This window comes from Alcaligenes sp. 13f (assembly GCF_020496585.1).
Lineage (GTDB): Bacteria > Pseudomonadota > Gammaproteobacteria > Burkholderiales > Burkholderiaceae_B > Alcaligenes > Alcaligenes phenolicus.
In genome coordinates this window covers 1-1,775 of record NZ_JAHKKC010000053.1, presented here as the reverse complement: position 1 = coordinate 1,775, position 1,775 = coordinate 1, and the positions used below count along the sequence as shown (strand labels likewise).

The window sequence follows — 1,775 nt, the reverse complement described above, 5'->3', positions numbered from 1 at the left end:
GGGCCTCCTGCTGGCAACGATAGACGGCATCTACCTGAGCGGCACACACAGCCCAATCATTCTCGACCTGGTCCAGCAATACGTTCAGATCACCGTTCGTCCGTGGCTGGCTCGCGGTCAGTGTGCAGGGCACGACTGGAGCGCACTGCATCGTGATAAGCCTGTGCGCCGGTGACGGCGGGACGCTCGCGCAAGCGCTGAACAGTATCGGGCAGCTGGCCCAGAGACCACTCACGTATTTCTTGAACATGTTGCTCTAGCTTCCTGAATTCGGCCTGGCGCTGAGCGAGCGTGCCGCGCAGCGCGGCCTGCTGGCTAAGAATGGCACCCGACTGGGAGTTAATGGTGGCTTGGTGAGTCTGGATGCTATTAAGCAGCTCCTCCAAACCGAGGAGCTGCTTCTTTTGTTCCTGGGCGATCTCAGTCTGCAAGCTGGCCCGCTGATAGGACTGCCAGGCCGCATAGCCCAGCAGCACAATGATGGCCAACTGCAAGATACTTTGACGCCAGCTCATGACGCATCCTTGATCCATTGCTCATAGCGTTTGAACGCCCTGGCCAGCTTCACGTCATACAAGTTATCGGCATAGGCTGGGCCGTTGTAGAGCCGTGCGAACGTCGCCCATTTGCGACCAACTAGCGCCCGATGCAGGGCCGGATCAGCCAAGATAAAGCGCACAAATGCGTCCAGATGGTTGCCCTCGGACTCGCGCATGTAAGCGACGAACTCACGCACGGACTCAAAGCCCAGGGCTTTCGCGTGGTAGCCCATTATCTGGAACGCGCCCCAGCTGCAGGCCTCATACGCCGCATCGGCATGGATCTCGACCGCCACCGCCAGGCGCGTATATTCAGAGCGCCCACCGGCATAGCCACCACGCTGCTGACTGACGACACCGGGGAACTTAAGAGCCAAAGGCTTGGGATCCACGCCATGAACCACCAAACGCCGCCAGAACACATGACGCTCAAACAAGATGCGAGGCATACCAGGCTCAATGAAGCCCGTCCCGGTACTCTCCACTTCATTGACGGCCATGACGCTGGCCAGGTCAACGCCCAACTTCTGCGCAGCAGCAACCAGGTCGGACTGTTTCATGTACACGCCCGTCTCGCTACCCTTGAGATAGGCCTCGGTCTTGGGTCCATAAATCCCATCGACCACCAAACCTGCACGGGCTTGAGTCTGACGAATCACCGCCTCGGTGCGCTCGTCATAGACATTCGTGCGTTCAATCTTGAAGCCCTGGGTAAACAGTCGCTGCTGCAAGCTCCCCACATCGGCACCCACAGAATTCAGACGCAGGATCATGGCTCCTCCTTGCCAAAATACTTACCGGAATAAAATTCAATAACCTTTGAACCCGCCCAGCCCGCAATGGTCACTAGGCCCAGCTGCAAGAATTTGTTTGTTTGTGCCGCCTCGCTAAGTGCGTAAGTGATGATCCCAGCGGTTATGCCCACCAGTAGCCCCACGGCCAGTTCTTTGAAGACGCGAGTTACCACCACAATCTCGCTTTTCAACCGAAACATCGTGTTTGCCATTGATGCGCAGATCGCAGACATCAGATTGATCACCATGTCCATGATCGTTCCGCCTGTCGTGATCTGAGTCCACAACGACACCTGTGAGGCATAGACAGAAGCGTGGATGGAGTAACAGGCCAGCACGACCAGTGCATCGCGCAGCGCCTTACTCATGGCCACCCCGCATTGCCGTCTGACTCACAATGCCATCACGCAGGCAGAAGGCCACGCCAGCCGCAGCCAGCATC

The 1,775-nt window shown here is 57.6% G+C and carries 3 protein-coding genes; all 3 read right to left on the bottom strand.

The window, feature by feature from the left end; translation table 11 throughout:
• Positions 1-250, bottom strand: a 250-nt coding sequence (gene lysC / locus KOE80_RS20570) for an Rz1-like lysis system protein LysC (protein ID WP_226349834.1), incomplete at its 3' end; no start/stop codon positions are given.
• Positions 251-511: 261 nt separating this feature from the next.
• The gene (locus tag KOE80_RS20055; RefSeq protein ID WP_226349833.1) at positions 512-1,312 is read right to left on the bottom strand and encodes an N-acetylmuramidase domain-containing protein; all 801 of its coding nucleotides are present in this window, start codon (positions 1,310-1,312) and stop codon (positions 512-514) included.
• Positions 1,309-1,701 carry a hypothetical protein gene (locus tag KOE80_RS20050; protein ID WP_226349832.1) on the bottom strand — a complete coding sequence of 131 codons (393 nt, stop codon included), beginning with the start codon at positions 1,699-1,701 and terminating at the stop codon, positions 1,309-1,311. Before KOE80_RS20050 ends, KOE80_RS20055 begins: the two co-directional genes overlap by 4 nt.
• Positions 1,702-1,775 lie beyond the last annotated feature (74 nt).

Excerpts from the sequence above, each read along its gene's own strand:
- KOE80_RS20055 (WP_226349833.1), bottom strand. The coding sequence starts at position 1,312 with ATGATCCTGCGTCTGAATTCTGTGGGTGCCGATGTGGGGAGCTTGCAG.
- KOE80_RS20050 (WP_226349832.1), bottom strand. The coding sequence starts at position 1,701 with ATGAGTAAGGCGCTGCGCGATGCACTGGTCGTGCTGGCCTGTTACTCC.